The sequence below is a fragment of the Cyclobacterium sp. genome (assembly GCF_014762705.1).
In the GTDB taxonomy this organism is placed as follows: Bacteria; Bacteroidota; Bacteroidia; order Cytophagales; family Cyclobacteriaceae; genus Cyclobacterium.
Map to the genome: position 1 here is coordinate 40528 of NZ_JABURL010000072.1, position 17457 is coordinate 57984.

12 protein-coding genes are annotated in these 17457 nt (G+C 42.5%); all 12 read right to left on the reverse strand.

The annotated features are described in order from the left end of the window. Nucleotides 1–7: 7 nt before the first annotated feature. Complete coding sequence (locus HUJ21_RS13490; RefSeq protein WP_291370622.1) at nucleotides 8–844, reverse strand: fumarylacetoacetate hydrolase family protein; 837 nt, start codon at nucleotides 842–844, stop codon at nucleotides 8–10. A gap of 33 nt (nucleotides 845–877) precedes the next feature. Next, a complete protein-coding gene (locus HUJ21_RS13495) occupies nucleotides 878–2242 on the reverse strand; it encodes a gluconate:H+ symporter (protein WP_291370624.1) in 1365 nt (454 codons plus the stop codon). Nucleotides 2243–2289: 47 nt separating this feature from the next. Continuing rightward, a complete protein-coding gene (locus HUJ21_RS13500) occupies nucleotides 2290–2946 on the reverse strand; it encodes a bifunctional 4-hydroxy-2-oxoglutarate aldolase/2-dehydro-3-deoxy-phosphogluconate aldolase (protein ID WP_291370625.1) in 657 nt (218 codons plus the stop codon). Next, nucleotides 2915–3910, reverse strand: a complete 996-nt coding sequence (locus tag HUJ21_RS13505) for a 2-dehydro-3-deoxygalactonokinase (RefSeq protein WP_291370626.1) — start codon at nucleotides 3908–3910, stop codon at nucleotides 2915–2917. Before HUJ21_RS13505 ends, HUJ21_RS13500 begins: the two co-directional genes overlap by 32 nt. A 223-nt stretch (nucleotides 3911–4133) precedes the next feature. Further along, nucleotides 4134–6692 (reverse strand): phosphocholine-specific phospholipase C, encoded by a 2559-nt coding sequence (locus tag HUJ21_RS13510; protein WP_291370628.1) that lies wholly within the window; start codon nucleotides 6690–6692, stop codon nucleotides 4134–4136. A gap of 109 nt (nucleotides 6693–6801) precedes the next feature. After that, nucleotides 6802–8355, reverse strand: coding sequence for a SusD/RagB family nutrient-binding outer membrane lipoprotein (locus tag HUJ21_RS13515; protein ID WP_291370630.1), 1554 nt, complete (start codon nucleotides 8353–8355; stop codon nucleotides 6802–6804). Nucleotides 8356–8484: 129 nt separating this feature from the next. Next, entirely contained in the window at nucleotides 8485–11742 is a 3258-nt protein-coding gene (locus tag HUJ21_RS13520) for a SusC/RagA family TonB-linked outer membrane protein (protein WP_291370632.1), read from the reverse strand. A 352-nt stretch (nucleotides 11743–12094) separates the two neighbouring features. Continuing rightward, nucleotides 12095–13462: an aldehyde dehydrogenase family protein gene (locus HUJ21_RS13525; protein WP_291370634.1), complete on the reverse strand. Its 1368-nt coding sequence runs from the start codon at nucleotides 13460–13462 to the stop codon at nucleotides 12095–12097. After that, nucleotides 13463–14215, reverse strand: a complete 753-nt coding sequence (locus HUJ21_RS13530; protein WP_291370636.1) for a gamma-glutamyl-gamma-aminobutyrate hydrolase family protein — start codon at nucleotides 14213–14215, stop codon at nucleotides 13463–13465. Between the two features lie 3 nt (nucleotides 14216–14218). Beyond that, nucleotides 14219–15367 (reverse strand): iron-containing alcohol dehydrogenase, encoded by a 1149-nt coding sequence (locus HUJ21_RS13535; RefSeq protein ID WP_291370638.1) that lies wholly within the window; start codon nucleotides 15365–15367, stop codon nucleotides 14219–14221. Nucleotides 15368–15406: 39 nt separating this feature from the next. Beyond that, nucleotides 15407–16771, reverse strand: coding sequence for a glutamine synthetase family protein (locus HUJ21_RS13540; RefSeq protein WP_291370640.1), 1365 nt, complete (start codon nucleotides 16769–16771; stop codon nucleotides 15407–15409). A gap of 6 nt (nucleotides 16772–16777) precedes the next feature. Next, the coding region (locus HUJ21_RS13545) for an amino acid permease (protein ID WP_291370642.1) at nucleotides 16778–17457 on the reverse strand (680 nt) is incomplete at its 5' end.

Below are 17457 nucleotides of genomic sequence, written 5' to 3' on the forward strand. Positions count from 1 at the left end.
ATTGTTACTAATCCACAGTATTGATCAATGTACCGATCTTATCTATATGAATTTTTATTACATCTCCCGACTTTAGGGTGAAGCTCTGGTCAGGAACGATACCCGTACCGGTCATTAAAAAAGCACCTTTAGGAAAGGAATATTCTCTGAAAAGAAACTCCACCAACTGATTGAAATCCCTTTTTATTTGGTCTATGGAAATGGCATCACTAAAAACCAGGTTACTTTCCCGAATGATTTCCAGTTTTATTTCTGAAGTTGCCGGAAGAGGGCTATCTGTTACAAAAATGCAAGGCCCCAATGCGGCACATCCATCATAAATTTTGGCCTGGGGAAGGTACAAAGGATTCTCTCCCTCTATACTCCTTGAACTCATGTCATTGCCTATGGTATAACCGATGATTTTTCCTGAAGATGATACCACAAGAGTAAGTTCAGGTTCTGGTACGTCCCAGGTAGAATCCTTTCTTATACGCACATTTTGCAAATGCCCTTTTACCCTTGGCCCGGTAGCTTTCATAAATAACTCCGGACGTTCTGCCAGATACACCTTCTCATAAAATGTGCCCCCACCGCTGTCTTTGGATTCTTCCTGCCTGCCTAGTTTACTTCTGTAGTAGGTTACACCGCTGGCCCAGACTTCCTGATTTTCTACAGGAGGAAGCAAACCATTGGATATCCATTCATGGGCCTCTTCAGAGGGATCAGCATCATTGATGGTCGCTTCCATTTTCTGCAGCAGTTGGTCATCATTGATAAAAGTATCCCAATTTTCATTTTTTAAAGCATATAACTTATGGGCATTTTCTATAACAATCCCATGGGTGGTTCTATAAATTTTCATTTGCCGGGTTCATTTATTTTTGCTATATCATTATCAGGCTATCATCAAAGATACGATCAATACCAAAACAAAACCAGTAAGTGAAATGATCGTTTCCAAAACTGTCCAGGATTGAAGGGTTTCTTTTTCTGAAATATCTAAATATTTTTTCACCAACCAAAAGCCACTATCATTGACATGAGAAAGTATACAGGACCCTGCTGCTATGGCAATGCCTATCAATGCTTTCTGGGGATCTGAAATATCCATATCCATAATTATGGGAGCAACCATACCCGCCGCCGTTACCATGGCCACTGTGGCGGAACCCTGAATAACCCGAATGATCACAGCAATCAAATAAGCCATAACGATTGGAGCCACGTTATAAGCGATGAATACCTCTGCCAAAGCCTCTCCTGCACCACTTTGTACCAGTATCTCCTTAAACATTCCACCTGCACCGGTAATGACAATGATCAAACCTGCAGGAGCCAAGGCTTTATCTGAAAATTCCAATAATTGTTTGGCTTTAAACCCCTTTCTAAAGCCCAAAAAATAGGAAGCAATAAGGGTCGCAATGGTAAGTGCAATAAATGGATGACCTAGAAACTGGGCCAATTGAACCAAGGTGTTTTCCGGATCAAAATACCCCATGTCCAAAAGCATATCGGAGGAGGTGGCAATTAAAATCAGAAACAAAGGCAATATGATGATAAAAGCTATCATGAAAAAATCAGCTTTAGAGGCGACACTTTCCTTTTCATCCTTGAATTCAATGTGCTGTGGAACCGGCACAAATATTTTCTTCGAAATGTAACCTCCAAAGACCGGACCGGCCAGGATCGCACATGGCAATCCAACCAATACCCCAAATAGGATCATCCATCCCAGCGGAGCGTTGATAATTTCTGCCACAGCTACCGGCCCAGGTGTCGGCGGTATAAATGCATGGGTAACTGCCATTCCTGCCAGAAGTGGAACAGCAAAATGTAACAAGGATTTTCCTGCTTTATGTGCCAGTGCATAGACCAGAGGAATCAATATGATAAAGCCTACATCCAAAAATACTGGTATGGATACGATAAAACCTGTAAGCATCAATGCCCAGGAAGTTCGTTTTTCCCCAAAACCTCGGATGAGGTAGTGTGCCATGGTCTGGGCCCCTCCTGATACTTCAAGTAATTTTCCCAAAATAGCTCCCAGCCCTACGACAATAGTAATAAAGCCCAAAATATCTCCCATTCCCTTTTGAAGACTACCAATCAATTCCATAAAAGGCATACCTGCCGCTAACCCGACAAAGCAACTGGCCAATAGCAAGGAAATGAAAGCATGTACTTTCAATTTCATCACCAAAACCAATAAAAGTAAAATTGATAAAATAGTGATGGTTAAAAGGTAAATGGTCGGATCCATGGATATTTAGGGTCTTAGGTTTAATAAAAGATTAATGCGAAATAGTTTTAACCTTTCGGGCTATCTGCAAATTTTTGATAGGCTGCGAAAAAAGATTTCAGGTGCCTGGTCAGACCCTCCCAATCTTTCTTTTGCAGAAAATTTTTGGGGACCAATGCACTTCCAACTCCTACGGCTCTGGCTCCAGCTTCAAAATATTCCTGAATGTTGTCTTCATTGATCCCCCCGGTTGGCAATAGTTTGATTTCATTTAAGGGAGCCTGTATATCTTTGATATATCCGGGACCCATAGGTCCTGCCGGAAAAACCTTTACCATGGTAGCACCCATCTGCCAGGACTTGTAAATTTCAGTTGGGGTAAAAGCACCAGGGAAAACCGGGATTTTCTGGGCTACGCAGAAATTAATAACGTCAATATCTGAAATCGGTGTGACAATAAATTGAGCCCCGGCATCCAATGCCTCATGCATGTCATTCAAGTCGCATATGGTCCCTGCACCAATATTTAACACATCTCCAAAAGCCTCAACCAAACGCGAAATATCCGCAGTTGCATTGACAGAGTTTAATGTAATTTCCATGGTAGAAAGTCCTGCCGCCTGAAAACAAGAGGCAACCTGCATCAAGTCATCACTATCGAGGTTTCGGAATATGGCTATAATCGGTGCTTTTTCAAAAGCTTCCCAGGAAAATGTTTTTCTCATGTTTACCTATTTGATTTAATATTTCTATTTGTCCATAGACAACAGCCTTTTCCACCATTTCAGGTGAAAGGACAGTTGAGGGAATTCCCATTACTTCCATTGCTTTTGAATAACTCCAGTGAAGTTTACTGTCCGAACAAAGATACACAGGTCTCCGGATTTCATCTCCTAAAATACCAAGTTCGTTTCCAATCAACAAACCACTCAAATAATGATAATTCTCGAATTTATTGAATTTGCCAAACAACTCTTTCGTCCTTACTTTAAAAAGTGCCGCCAGCAAATTACTGCTTCCACCATCCAATACTCCTTTTTCAAAAGCTTTTTCCATTTCAGGTGTCCTGGAGGAATTTTTTGAAACGCTTTTAGAAAGTATACTGGAGAAGGACATCAAATGAAAAACCTCACCTGTCATAAAGGTTCGAAAATCCATTATTTTCTGATTGGCTACAAACAAATGTTTGGAATGCGTTCCGGGAAAGATAAAAATTCCACTTCCCTTAAAATCCTTCAATTGTCTGATAACACCGATGAGCTGGGTTTCTTCCCCACGCATCACATCCTCTGCTGCCTGGACTCCGGAGAGTAAAAGTACCGGATGTTTAAAGGAATCATCCGCTTTAAAAAAATGCAGGTTCATGGATTTCCCTCCAATATCAAAGGGCAAACCCGAATAGGGCAATTCCATTAGCCCAATGCTGGAAGAAGCCATGCCTGAACAAACTACCCATAATCCTTCCAGATTGACATTTAACTGTTTGGAAAAGCCTTTTATGCCCTTTTCTAAAAATCTGGAGAAATAAGTACTCCTATCCAGCGTGGGGCCATCTTGCAGATAGGAAGAATTGACTGTCTGAACGCCATCTTCTGAACTGTATTCACCCAAAATGCTGGCATCTTTTTGATTCACCAGACGCAGTCTGAAGGAACTGGTACCCCAGTCACAACTTAAAAATCTTTCCATTAAACCATGCGTATTTTTGGGTTTATCCAAAGTCATCTTATTTGTAAAAACTAATGTCTTTGTATTTTATTTTTGAAATTAGGAAAATCAGGTGAAAATTAAATCAAAATCCAATATTTTTAAATTTAACCCGGGTTCAAAACCAGAGTAGCAGATAAACATAAAAAAACCAGGGAACTTTTCCTTATTTAAAGTTCCCTGGTAAATTATTCCAAAAAAGAAATTAGGTTAACTTAATCGGTACTTCTCCTCCCATATATGGATCTGACCTGCTGTGACTTCCAAACTCCAATCTACCACAATACCGTTTCAAATAGGAATCATTATCTGCCATTTTTAGGCTAAAATCATACCATCCATAACTGGAGGAAGTAGAGATTTTTACCGGTGTTTTCTTACCGGAATTTATTGAGATGAATTTATTACCCTGATTGTAGGCATTATCCGATACAATAAGGGATAAAGGTCTTCCGGAATGATTCTCAAGTTCCAAAAGAAAATGGCCCTCTTGTGATATCCCATCCCCGGTTTTATAAAATGTCTCGGTGGTAAAGCCTGTTGTCTCTTTATTTCCTTTAAACTCCCTGAAAAAGCCATTGGGTCCATAAACCAATAAATGATATTGATCGCCCTTAAAGGCTTCCATAGGCCAATTATAAGACACCTGATCTCCTGCTTTTACGGCAAATGACCATGTCTTAAAGTGTGTTGTTTGACCGGTTTTACTATCCATATAATGACCGGGAGCATAGACCAGGAATGGAGCTCCAAGCGCTTTCTTTCCAAACCTTCGGTTTGATGCATGAAAATTAATTGTAATATCCCTTCCCTCGGGATCCACATTGCCATCTACATAAAGTTCATAGGCCAAAGCACTGGAAGGCTTGGTACCCTCCTCTTGTCTTGGAATCCATGGCGAGTCTAAAGGGTTTTGGTTTACTTGCCGAATTTCTTCCTCCTCAAGGGCCTTGAAATTATCTGGCAAATCCTTAAAACCTGCATTGAAAATAGCTTTTACATGGCTTTCCAGATTTACCAAATCCGGAAGATCGGTTTTTTCACCATTGTAGGGTCGGAATACCGAGGTTAGGTCACCACTGATATTTCTTCTCCAAGAGCTGATATTGTCTTCCCGAATCAGTTTACCTTTTTTATGGGATAAAAACTTTTCCAGGAATAGAATGGTTGAAGTGATATCACAAACTTCAGAATTCACCCAACCTCCCCTGCTCCAGGGTGAAGCCACAATCAAAGGTACCCGGTACCCCAAACCAACGGGGCTTTCTCTGGCATTTTCAGGCTGAATCCCCGGATAGTTCAGTTCCTGCTCCAATGTTACAAATTCTCCTCTGGCATCTAAATCCCTGGACATGCTGCCGGTAGAATCATCTCCGGGCTTTGGAGGCACAAAAGGAGGAACATGATCAAAATATCCATCATTTTCATCGTAGTTAAGGATAAAAATGGTTTTTTTCCAGACCTCAGGGTCCTTGGTTAAAATATCCAAGGCTTCGGATACATACCAGGCACCATACCAGGGCGCACTGGGATGATCAGAGAAATTTTTGGGTGCCACCAAATAAGAAACGGTGGGTAATTCCCCTCTATCTACATCTTTTCTGAATTCGTGAAAAATATCTCCTTTTGGAATCTTTGTCTCCCGATCCTGATCTCCATCTTTGAACTTCAAACTTTCAGTTTGGTGATAATGAGGATCATCGATATTGGTGGTAAAGGCCCTTTGGTGCATTTCTTGCTCCCTTTGGGAAAGCCTGGCAAATGTTTCAGGATTAAATTGAGCAATGGCTTTTTCTACCTGAAGCAATGCCTCTTTTTTCCGATCCAAAAACTTTTGAAGTTCTTCCTTCTCTGCATCCAAAGCTTTTCCTAGCGATGTTTCTAAATTAGCTATTTCTTCCGGAAGATGCTTTTGCTGATGCAAGAGGTATTCATAATGGCCCGGGGTAAAACGGACCCCAAACTGCTTGAACCATTCCAGATTATTGTCTGTGAAATTGGCCAGCCAGGATTCATCTTCTCCTTCAAGCAAGGTATTTACACTTACTTCATTCTGATAGACTTTCCAGGAAATCCCATTGTCCTGCAACAGGTCTGGAAAAGTTTTCCAATCCACTTCCTTTCCATAGGTATGTTCACCATTTCTCACCAAAGGTTTATCATCAGGCTCACCTACAGATTTACCTGCCCAAAGGTAGTTTCTATTGGTAGTGGTGCCTGTGAGAGCGGCACAAAAATGCTGGTCGCAAACGGTAAAGGCATCGGCAAAAGCATAATAAAAAGGAAGGTCCTCACGGTCATAAAAACCCATGGTCATGGGAACATGACTAAATTCCTTTCTTCCGGGTCTTTTGGCCTCTATCCAGCCGTCATACTTTCCGCCATTTCTGGCATCAACCTGGTTTTCCCAGGAATGGGGAATGGAACTCATCCAGGTCGACTTCGTATCTTTGATGTTTAATCGGAAAGGGGCAAAAGTCTGGCCCTGATTATCTTTCTGTAGCCATACCAGGTTCTTATCCGGAAGCCGGATCGCCCTGGGATCATTATATCCCCTTACCCCTTTTAACTTTCCAAAGCAATGGTCAAATGATCGGTTTTCCTGCATCAATATCACCACAAGTTCTGCATCCAAATAGGATGTACCCATTTCTGGGTTAATGGCCATGGCCTTCTGAATGGTAGAAGGCAAGGTTCCCCAAAGGCCTGCTCCTCCGGTAAAAATGGCTGCTTTTTTTAAAAAATCTCGTCTGTTTTCATTCATAGTGATTGTAATTGAAATGGCAAGATCTTAAGCTTGGGAAATTGCCAGGTTTTATAAATCAAACCTAAGGGAAAATAAACAATCTTCCCTTAGGCTCATGCTTATAAGCTTATTCTACATCCCACCAAACACGGGTAGTAATTCTGTCTTCACCCTGAACACCAACGGCCTGTTCGTAATTTTCACGGTTTAAAGCCTGCAAACTGCTTGGATACATAAACCTTACCGGAACTGAATCGATAAATGCCGCCGGTCCAGGTTGTATTTCAGGAATCCCGGTCCTTCTCCAATCAAACCAGCCTTCAAGACCGTTGAAAAACAGGGCCAACCATTTTTGGGTACCAATTTTTCTCAACTTTTCTTCCTGGCTACCATCATAAATTACCTGATCCTGTGAAAAATATACCGGCGAAGGCTGTACCGCATCAGCCAGAACATTGAGGTTGGCAACTCTTAAGCGCTCTTCGTAATAGTCGAATGATGCCCGCATTCCGTTTTCATAATACGTTCCGGCATCTCCTACCGAGATGTACCCCTTTTCCCTTGCTTCTGCCAAAATAAACTGCAACTCCGGATATCCCATCAATATGGTTTGAAAACCAACCGGGGAAGCAAATTCAGAACAAGTCAGACAGGAAAACAGTAATCCAACCCTGGAAATAAAATTGGATCCCCCCTTATTGGGATCACCAGAGGGAGAATAGCCATAAGCATTCTCATCAGCCAAGCCATTGGGTACTCCTGCATAATCTTCAGGTGCGCCAATAAGACCTGCACCGCTGTCATTTGTAGGCTGAAAGTAAGCAAACAATCTGGGGTCTTCCATATCTTTTAAATAGCCTTCAATTGTGGTACTTAAACGGTATTCATCAAAGGAACCAGACCTGGTGGTATACAGGTAATGTTGATTGGGTACATCCTGAAGGTATTGCAAGGCAGCATTATCCGCGTTGTTTTCAAATAAGGGAAATTGACCTGGATTACCGACAATGGCCTGCATGGCCGTAGAAGGGTCTTCCCTGTCAGAAAGCCTCATCAATGCTCTTAGCCGCAAGGAATTGGCTAATTTTCTCCATTTCATAACATCACCTTGAAAAAGAATATCTCCTTCTATCCCCTCCGAAGAGCTACCCAACAGCTGATTGGCCCGTTCCAAATCAGCCAATATCCCATCATAAATGACATCCTGCCGGTCAAATCTTGGATAATTGATCCCTTCTTTGGCACCTATGGCCTCGGAATAAGGCAGGTCTCCGTAGGCATCCGTCATAAAGGCATACATCAGAGACTTCATAACAAGCGCTGCTCCAACGTAATTGTTCTCTCCCAATTCTCCGGAAATGATTACCATGTTGTTCACATCCCGCAGGGTATTATAAAAAACACTGTAAGGATTGCCTTCAGGTCCCCAGTTGTACCGATCTTCGTTGGTAAACTGAATTTTCGCGGTGTATTGCATGACCACGTTTCCTATGCCCCAGCCTTTTCCAATGATTTCATTAGCCGTGTTTCTGATAATGTTGGGCAATAAAAGAGAGGAGGAAACCGTCTCCGGGCTATTGGGATTTCGGTTTACTTCTTCAAAATCCTTATCGCAACTGACTAGCCCCATAAACAGCAATAATGAGAGGGCGCTGAATAAATATTTATATGTCGATTTCATGTGTGTATAATTTGTTTTTAAAGACCACATATCTGTCCTTCGGCAAACAGAAAATAGCGCAGGTTTTGTAGTTATCTCCTTCTTTGTTGCTTGCTCCATGCTCGATTTCATATCGGTCTTATTTTTTTATTAAAATTTAAGGTTCAAATTAAAACCTATACTTCTGGTGGACGGGAAGGCCATATCCTCAACTCCGGGTATGAGTGTTCCGCCGCTCATTGACATGGTTTCCGGATCAAAGTGCGGGTTTTCAGTCCATAGCGCCAGGTTCCTGGCAACAAGGGAAAAGCGGGCTTCCTGGAAAGGCAATTTACTCATGGCAGCACCTGGCAAATTGTATCCCAGGGTGATTTCCCTTAATTTCACAAATGAGGCATCGTACTTGGCGGCTTCCACATTGCTTCGCTCGTAATACCTGTTGTGCCAATCCCTTGAACTAATTTTCATTTCATTTGGCACATAACTTCCGTCCGATGTCTGAATTACACCGGGACTAATGATGCCATTTCCCTCTATCGATAAATCATAGCCATTTTCTCTGCCTAACAATGTCTCCTCCAGCTGTCCTGAAGTGCTACCAATGGTTTTTGTTCTGGACACCACAATGCCACCATACCTGATGTCAAACAGAAACCCGAAAGACAATCTTTTATAATTGAAATTATTTTGTATGCCCAGCATCCAATCGGGATTATAATTTCCCTGAAATACCAATTCCGTGGCTGTCAAAGGGGTTCCCGAGGTATTGTGAATGATTTGACCAAAATAGGGGCTATTGGCATCAGTTACTCTGGCAAAACCTCTTCCGTAGATATTCCCCATTCTTTCGCCAATCCTGGCCTGAATGGTCGCTCCATTTCTACCTACCATGGAGTAGGTATCCAGGTCATCTGTCAGCTCCAATACTTTACTTCTGTTTCTGGTGAAATTGGCCATTACATTCCATTTCAAACCATTGACTTTCTGAATCGGACTTCCCGACAAAACCAATTCAACCCCGTTGTTTTGTATTTCTCCGGCATTGATAATCCTGCTGGCGTATCCTGTGGAAATGTCAAGTTCTATGGGAATGATCTGATTTCTGGTCCGGTTGTCATAGTAGGTGAAGTCCAGCCCTAACCTGCCCTTCAAAAGCCTGAGATCCGCCCCAATTTCAAAGGATCCGGTCCTCTCTGGTTTTAATGAAGCATTGGCAAGCCTGTTGGATTCGGTTTTACTTTGAATGGATCCCCAGGCTGTTGCCGGATTGAAAACATTCGTAAGGCTATACGGATTGGTGTCATTTCCCACCTCGGCATAGGCCGCCCTGACTTTGAAAAAAGAGACCGCTTCCGGTAAAGTAACCATATCAGAAATGATACCACTCATGGTAGCTGATGGATAAAAATAACTGTTGTTCCCTATAGGAAGGGTACTGGACCAGTCATTTCTGCCTGTAATGTCCAAAAACAAGATATTATTGTAACCTATCTGGCTAAATCCATAAATGGAATTGATTCTTTTTTCAGAGACCATGTGGTCAACCTGAAGATTAACTGCAGTATTGGTGAAATTATAAATTCCCGGGATCAGCAATTGAGGGGCCATGGTACGGGTAAACCTGTTTTCCTGTACCATTTGATTGCCTCCCAATGATAGTGAGTAAGACCATTTCACATTTTCTGTTTCAGAATAAGTCAACAAAAAATCCGTATTCCTCTCGCTGAAGTATACCGCATCTTCCCGGTAACTTCCCAGAGGAAACCTCATGGTACTGAAGGCTCTTTTTCGGTCCCTCAGGTCATTATACTGATCTAAACCAGTTCTGACCATCAGGTTTAATTTATCCAATATTTTGTAATTGGCCACCACATTCCCAAATACCCTGTCTTTGGACTGCCCGTTGGTATTTTCATAAACGTTGAAATAAGGGTTATCGTGGTAATTGTAGTTGTAATTGAACTGCTGCCTTCCCTCAAGGCCTGGCATCCAATAATCTCTAAGGTTTCCTGTGTTGATCTGTCTGCCGTACCAAATCCACAGGTACATCAGGCTCTCCGTTCCATAACTGATGCTGGGACGGTTTCCACTATTGGTTTTCTGGTAATTGATAGCCGTGGTAATGGTCAGACGATCCGTGATCTTACTTGTACCATTAAAAGCAAGGGTGTTTCTTTTCAGATCCGTATTGGGTATCGTTCCTTTTTGGTCAAGATTGGTCCAGGAAAACCGGAAATTTGATTTCTCGTTGCCGGAGGCTATGGAAACATTATTGGATAAGGTTACCCCTGTTTGAAAAAAGTCTTTGATGTTATTGGGTTGCGATACCCATGGAGTTGGCGTGATGGTACTGCCTTCAGGTGCGTTCAAATCTCCACCTCTAAACCCTGCTACACTCCTGGGTGAGTCAAACTGAGGAAGAGAAGTTCCCTGGTCCATTTCAGGTCCCCAACTTTCATCTACGCCATCCGCAATACCTGCCCCTGCCCCATTGACAAAAGAAAATAAACCGTTATTTCCCTGTCCGTACTTGTCTTGCCAATCAGGAAGTACCAGGGGGGTATCGAAAGTCGTATTGGAATTGATGCTAACACCCAGACCCTTTTTGTTCTTTCCGGATTTTGTGGTGATCAAAATGGCACCATTGGCCGCCCTGGAGCCATAAAGGGCTGCAGCAGCAGGGCCCTTCAAAATGCTCATGGATGCAATGTCATCCGGATTGATTTCTCCGGCAGGATTCCCATAATCCACTTCCTGGTTACCGGAACCGGATGAACCCACAATATTGTTGCTGATCGGAACACCATCCACCACAAACAAGGGCTGGTTGGCATTGATGTTCAAGGATGATTCACCCCTGATGGTAACCCTGGAGGACCCTCCAATACCACTGGAAGAATTGGTGATTTGTACACCGGCCACTCTTCCGCTAAGAGAGTTCATCACATTCGTTTCCCTGGCCTCGGTAAAACGATCTCCGTCCACCGCCTGCACGGAATAACCCAGTGCTTTGGTCTCTCTTTCCACACCCAATGCGGTAACGACCACCTCACTCAATTCTTCGGAGGAGTATTCCAATACCACATCAATGGTGGACCGGTTTCCCACGACCAGCTCCTTGGATTGAAAACCAATGTAGGAAAACACGAGTATGGCTTCATTGGAGGGTACTTCCAGTTCATACCTGCCATCCAGGTCTGTAACTGTGCCTCGGGTGGTACCCTGTATTAACACAGAGGCACCTAACACCGGCTCCCCATTGGAGCTTTCCGTAACCAGGCCCTGCACAGTTCTGGATTGGGCCCATAAAGCTTGGCTATTGACCAAGAGCAATAGCAGGGACATTAGTCCCATACATTTTAATGTACGGGAAAATTGCCCTCTAACATAAGGTACTGATTTCATCATAGTAATGAATGTTTAAGATATTGGTTTATAAAAGAAAAAATAATCAAAGAAAGATATAATCATCAATACTTCCTTTCACTAAACGGTAGGTTAATAGGATTTCAGGAAAGATTTAATAACCAATCAGGAAATTCTGATAAAGCAGGTAAATTCTTTATAAAAACCTCTTAAGAAAGGAAATACAAATCTTTAATTCTAAATATAATTAATATTTAAAATTAAAATAAATATTTATACAAAAATGATAAATAAAAAAATTTCTAACTATCTGTCCGCCTTTATTTAATTATAAATAAAAAGTAAAAAATTTAATATAAAATTAAAGGAAAGACCACATACGCGACACTTGGATTCAATCTCTTAAATGAAAGGCTTTGGGATGGGTAAAGGCCCTTATTCCCAAATGTGACAAAGTGACCCCCAACCCGGAATTTTTTCTTCCTGTCCAGGGCAAATTCGGACTTACCCTATCGCAACAGTTCCAATAGGCCGTGCCTGTGGGAAGCTGCTCTAAAATATTTTTTGCCCTTTTCTCATCTGCTGAGAAAACTGCGGCTGTCAAACCGTAATCGGTATCTTTCATTAAGGTGAGGGCTTCTTCATCGTTCGCAACGGATTGAATACCAATAACTGGACCAAAAGTCTCTTCTTTCATAACAGCCATTTTGTGATTCACCCCTGTCAATACTGTTGGCAGCAGGTAGAACCCCTTTTCTCCCCAACGCTTACCCCCCGTCTCTAAGCGGGCACCCTGACGGATTGCATCCTGAATTTGATCCAAAATGACATCCAATTGATCCTTTCTGGTAAGGGGGCCTATAAAAGTTTTTGGATCCAAAGGGTCACCAATGGGGTATGTATTCACTTCAGTCACAAAAGCAGCTACAAAATCATCGAAGATGCGCTCATGGACGTAAATTCTCTCCACCGCACAACAGCTTTGTCCATTGTTGTAAAATGCTCCTTCAGCCGCATTGAGGGCAGCCTGCTTGACATCAGGTACATCATCCATTACGTATAAGGGATCTTTACCTCCAAGCTCCAATTGTACAGGAACCAGTTTTTCTGCCACTTTCTTTGCTATATATTTTCCGGTTCTGTAGGATCCGGTAAAAAAGTAGCCATCCAAATCTGCTTCCAAAAGCATTTCTCCAACAGCAGGCCCACCAATAAAACATTCAAAAGCATTTTCTGGTACGCCTGCTTTCCAAAGCAGTTCTCTGAACTTTAAACCGGTCAGGCTGGCATATTCAGAAGGCTTGTAGGCTACTGCATTTCCTGCTACCAAGGCATATAAAAAAACATTATAACCCACATTATAGGGAAAGTTCCAAGCTGATATATTGGCTATAACCCCCAGAGGTTCATAGACAATTAGCTCCCTGGTTGGACCATCTGCTGTTACCATTTCCTGAGACAACCATTTGGCAGCTGCCGTCTCTATATGAACTATTCGGTTATGTGCTCCTGTAATTTCATTTTTCGCTTGCTGAAGGGGTTTTCCGGTTTCCCGGCTGAGCAACAGGGACAGTTCTTCCAGGTTTTCCCTGACCAGATTACCAAAACGACTAATTATGGAAATCCTTTCCTCCAGGGGAACTTTGGCCCATTTAGACTGACCTGTTTGTAATCTTTTTATTTTTTCATTGACACTTTCCGCATTGTCTACGGGCAATGATTCTACAAGCTGACCTGTGGCAGGGTTAATGATGTCCATCATTTATTGGTTTTTTACTTTTTCTATAAAATAGGAATATAACTTTAAAGGATCAAGCAGTGGTTTTCCTTTTCCGACAGAAAACTCAGGATGCCATTGAACCCCAATGATGTTTCTATTCGGGGCCATATTGGCTTCTACAGCCTCAATCATACCATCCTCGGAACACCTTGCAAGAATTTTCAAACCTTTTCCCAGTGTTTTGATTCCCTGATGGTGAACCGAGTTTACCATTGGGTTTTCGATGCCTTTATATATTTTATCAAGGGTTTCGTTTTTTGCAAAGGTAATCTGATGCGTCAGGCTATCGTACTTTTCTGCATTCCTGTGCATAATGGACTGGGGTACCTGGGTAGCAATATCCTGGTATAGGGTCCCTCCAAAATGCACATTTAGTAGTTGTATCCCCCGGCAGATGGCAAGGATGGGTTTCTTTTGACGGATTGCAAAATCCATTATTGCCATTTCATACTTGTCCCTGTAAGGGTCTCCAAGCCATTTTCCTGCCTGTATGGGTTCCTCTCCATAAGTTTGAGGGGAAAGGTCTGTCCCACCCTGAAACACAAATCCATCCAGTTCCTTAAGTATTTCTACCAACTTATCAAAAGGAAGATCAGGAATCAAGACCGGAAGAACCCCCTCCTGTGCAACGTACCTGAACATATCTGATTCCACATAGGCAAGATTTTTTGGTCCAAATACAAGCCTTGATGGATCCGGATACATAAAGCAGGAGCTGATGCCTATTTTCAACATAAATTAAAGTGCTGTGAGATAAATGGTTTCAAAATCCTTTTGGCTAACAGGCTTGGGATTGTTTGGGTGACAAAAATCGGCAATCGCCAAAGCAGAAAGGGTAGGAATATGGAATTTATTAACACCTATTCCGGAAAGATGGGTCGGTAAGGCTAATTTCACATTCAATTCTTTGATAAAACCGCTTAATTGATGCCCTTCTCCTTTGTTAAAACCTAACTTAAGCGCCATTTGATCAAACCTTTCTTCGCTGCCTTCATAATTGAAATCAAGACCATATGGTAAATTTACCGCATTTGCCAGACCATGGTGGGTGTCCAGTAAACTGGACAAGGGATGGGCAAGGCTGTGAACAATTCCGAGACCTTTCTGGAAGGCTATGGCCCCCATCATGGAAGCCATCAACATTTTACTTCTGGAAAGTAGATCAGGTTGTAACGTAGCCTTTTCCAAAGATTCTCCAATCAATTGAATCCCCTCTAAGGCAATCCCACTACACATCGGGTGCCAGTTTTTTGACAAATAAGCTTCAATATTGTGGGTAAGCGCATCCATGCCTGTGGCCGCTGTCACAAAAGGAGGCAAATCCAAGGTCAACTGTGGATCGGCAAAAACCATTTTTGCCATTAATGAAGGGGCGAAGAGTATCCTTTTCTTCTTGCTTTCATCCTCTGAAATGATGGCACTTCTGCCGACCTCACTTCCGGTGCCGGCTGTTGTTGGAACAGTGATAAAATGGGGGATTGGCTCAGTAACGTATTGATCGCCTCCGATCAAATCATCATAATCAAACAAATCCCTATGGTGGTTGATACTTAAGGCAATGGCCCTGGAAACATCCAGTGCCACTCCTCCCCCAATCCCTACAATAGCATCTCTCTGTGTAGATTGATACTGTTCTTTTCCCTTAAGCACATCTGATTTTACGGGATTTTTATGTACATCCGAAAAAATGGCTACAGCAATACCAGCGCGGGAGAGATCAGCGGTTATTTTTTTAAAAAAATCCAGTTCTTTTACCAAAGGATCGGTAACCAAAAGAGGACGGCTTAGATGATGGGCTTTCAGGTATTCCGCAAGCTCCGCAATAACCCCTACTCCAAATCGGATCTGGGTGGGGAAATTAAAGTTGAATTTATCTTGTATATTCATTTTTTGTAAGGTAATAAATAGGGGTGTTTTTTGTAAAAATCAGATGATTTCAAAATATCTTTTTCTTTCCCAATCGGTAACTTTAGCATCAAATTCCCTGCACTCCCATTCTCTGGTTTTACAGAAATGCTGGACAAAAGCTTCTCCAAAAAGGTCATTGGCCAAATCGGAATTTTTCATTAGGCTGCTGGCTTCTTTTAGGGAAGTAGGTATGGTTCCATTTGAAAAGTCTTTGTATCCATTACCGACAGTCGCTGTTTTATTCAATTCCAACTGCTGCTCAATTCCATATAATCCGGCTGCCAGACAAGCGGCCATGGCCAGATAAGGGTTGACATCCGAGCCAATTACCCTGGTTTCCAGGCGGGTAGATTTTTTTCCACCAGATAGGACCCTCAGGGCAGTAGTCCGATTATCTCTCGCCCATGTAAGGGTTGTTGGTGCCCAGGCTCCTTCCACCAGCCTTTTGTAGCTATTTATGGTGGGCGCAAACATGGGAAGCATATAGGGCAGACAGTGCAATTGACCAGCAATATACTGTTCCATCACTTTGCTCATCTGCCATTTCCCCTCTGGCTCATAGAAAAGGTTATTTTCAAGGTTTTTGTCCCAAAGGCTTTGGTGGACATGTCCTCCGTTTCCGGGAAGTGTCTCAGACCACTTGGCCATGAAGGTGGCCATCAATCCATGCTTGTAGGCAATTTCCTTTACGCTGGTTTTAAACAAAACTGCCCGGTCTGCAGCCAGGAGAATTTCGCTGTATTGAATTGCCGCTTCGTACACGCCAGGGCCTGTTTCGGTATGTAAACCTTCCAAAGGAATGTCAAACTTACGGCAGAGGTCAAACAAGTCATTGAAATATTCGCTTTTCAAAGAGGCCCTTAGAATTGAATAACCAAACATTCCCGGTGTCATGGGTTTGGCCAGATCCGGTTGCTCATTTCCAAAAGCTTCCGGGGTAACTTCAAAGTTAAACCATTCAAATTCCTGAGAGAATTGAGGCATAAATCCGGCATCCAGTGCTTTTTGTTTAATTCGCTTTAATAATGACCGCGGGCAAACCAAAGCTCCCTGCTCCTTGTCCTTTTCAAAATCAGCCAGAAAAAATGGCATGTCCTGATCCCAGGGGATTTGTCTTTGGGTAGACAGATCTATCCGGGCCTGAAAATCCGGATAGCCTGTATGCCAACCTGTGACGGAAACATTATCATAAGATTTATCCTCCATATCCCAGCCAAACACCACAGCACAAAAGCCCAAGCCCCCATCCAGCATGGAAATAAATTTATCCAGGGATACTACCTTTCCCCTCAAAACCCCATCAATATCTACTATTGCCAATTTAATCTTGTTACAGGATTTGGCTTTCAATTCTTCAATAAGACCTTCTTTTGTAGTTTTCATGTGCTGTCAGGCTTTGTGAATAAATAATTTGAAAAACAGGTAGGACCCCAGGAGCATGGCGAAAAATATCAAGGCCAGATTAAAATTGTAAATAACCATCGCAATCATTGATATACTTGCAATAATCAACGCTACCACAGGGAATAGCGGGTAAAAAGGAACTTTAAAAGGCCGATCCAGATCAGGTTCATTTTTTCTAAGTTTTAAACAGGCAATCATCGATAAGATGTAAAGGCCCAAAGCACCAAATACAGCGATGGTGATGATTTCACCCGTCTTGCCTGTTAGCAAAGCAATGATTCCAATGAGCATGTTAAACAGCAGGGCATTGCCCGGGGTCTTAAATCGTTTATTCACCTTGCCAATTGCCTTGGGGGCATACCCCACTCTTCCAAACTCAAAGGTGGTTCGGCCAGCTGCCAAAATGATCCCATTAAAAGAAGCCACCAGGCCGAATAGCGCAATGAAGGTTAAGATTTGATAATTCCAGTGTCCTTCTCCTACCACCATGCTCATAGCCAGGGGCAAGGGAGAGTCTGAAGCAATTCCTGAATCATCTGGGTATACAATGGCCTCCCATCTACCAACTCCAACTGAAGACGCAAAAGACAAAATGCAGAGAATTACCATGGTAAGCAAAGCAAAACCAACGCCATTCAAAATGTTTTTCTGTGGATTTATAGTTT